Consider the following 1,629-nt stretch of genomic DNA (forward strand, 5'->3'; position numbering starts at 1 on the left):
CGGAGAAGAAGATTGACTTCTCAAGAAATCAAACAAATCGCAGGTCGAGCGGGTAGAAAAGGAATTTATGACACGGGAAAGGTAGCATTTACAGCAGAGATCAAAATCATGAATAAGTTGCTGGAACAAGTAGATGAACCAGTTCAAACCTTCACTATCGCCCCAACCTCTGCTGTGTTTGAACGTTTTCAAAAATATTACCGGAACCTAGGGACATTTTTCGAAATGTGGGAGAGGTTTGAGCCTCCTAAAGGCACGAAAAAGGCATCTCTATCGGAAGAAAGGGAGCTTTACGAACTTATAAGGGATACTGAAATCGAAGCGCGTTTCTCTTTAATGGATTTATATGGTTTCTTGCATATTCCTTTTTCGGCAAAAGAACCAACTTTGATCAGACAGTGGCTGGAAACGGTCGAAGCGATTGCCGAGAACAGTGACCTTCCTGAACCGATCATCAAGACTAGAAATCTGGAGGAATTGGAGCTATCTTACAAAGCGATAGGTCTTCATTTACTATTTTTATATCGGATGGGTAAGCGGACGGAAGCCGTTTATTGGGAGCGTAGCCGTGAAGAAATCAGTGATGGCGTTCATGATCAGTTAAAAGACGAAATGTTGAATTATCAAAAAAAATGCAAGCGCTGTGGAAAAAGGCTTCCGGATGACTCGCGTTTTCATATATGTGATGCTTGTTATCATAAAGGACTTAGAAAGACGCACAGATACAATTAACCGAATTGTTTTGATAGTAATAACCCGAATGCCGCATTCGGGTTATTAGCAGTTGTATAAATCACTTTGTCGTTTGTTTTGATTTAGCTATGAGTGCTGCTTGCAGCTTCATTCGTTTATCAGCTTTCTTATCATGCACCACTAAGATTGCATGAATTAAACCAGGGACATAGAAAAATAGTGTGAGTACCAGATTAATCACTGCCTGGATGGGTTTACCTGCTAATAATACGGCTAATGGAGGGAAAAGAATCGCAATTAAATAAAGAATGGTGAACACTCCCCAATATATTGATTTTTATCTGACGATTACGGTTTACTTTTTTCTTTTGGCTGTTTTCGCATACTTTGTTGCTATTTACCAAGTGAAGCGGTGTGGTTGATTTTCCCTACAGATGCTCGCTATCCGCGGGGCGGGAGGTAAGCCTCCTCGGCGTAAACGCCTGTGGGGTCTCACCTGTCCCGCTGCTCCCGCAGGAGTCTCGCACTTGCGCTCCAATCAACCTTAAATCGTTTAGTTTTTAAAAACAACAAGCTTTACGAAAAGAGCCTTTCCTTTTAATGATTTTTTTATTCTAAAACAAATGCTTTACTTGAGTCGAGAAGTAATTAGGTTACTGAAGTTCAATTTTCCTGATGTTGTCTCTTGCTAGCGCCTTGATAAATATATGCTCAAGAGCCGGATTCATACCAACTGAGCATTCTGATACTAAAAAGCAGTCTTTTGACTCCCGATGATGTCAGGAGGACTATGGCTAATCATAGTTTTTGCTTATTGCGGCAGTGTAACGCCGGTTTTTTGTGTTAGAATAATCAGAATACTGTCTGTGGAAAGCGGGAGATTCATGAAAAAAAAGATAGGCTGTTTGCATGCACACCATACAAATATAGAATACA

General features: G+C 40.6%; 1 protein-coding gene and 1 pseudogene. One reads left to right on the plus strand and one right to left on the minus strand.

All coding sequences use genetic code 11. From position 1 onward, the window contains the following. Positions 1-732: pseudogene (locus ACFVSH_RS26400) on the plus strand (RNA helicase); the annotation flags it as partial. Positions 733-793: 61 nt separating this feature from the next. On the opposite strand, the gene ACFVSH_RS26405 reads toward ACFVSH_RS26400, so the two are convergent. Then, complete coding sequence (locus tag ACFVSH_RS26405) at positions 794-1,003, minus strand: YqaE/Pmp3 family membrane protein (RefSeq protein ID WP_260285064.1); 210 nt, start codon at positions 1,001-1,003, stop codon at positions 794-796. Positions 1,004-1,629 lie beyond the last annotated feature (626 nt).

The organism is Peribacillus sp. NPDC058002 (genome assembly GCF_042886655.1).
In the GTDB taxonomy this organism is placed as follows: domain Bacteria; phylum Bacillota; class Bacilli; order Bacillales; family DSM-1321; genus Peribacillus; species Peribacillus aracenensis.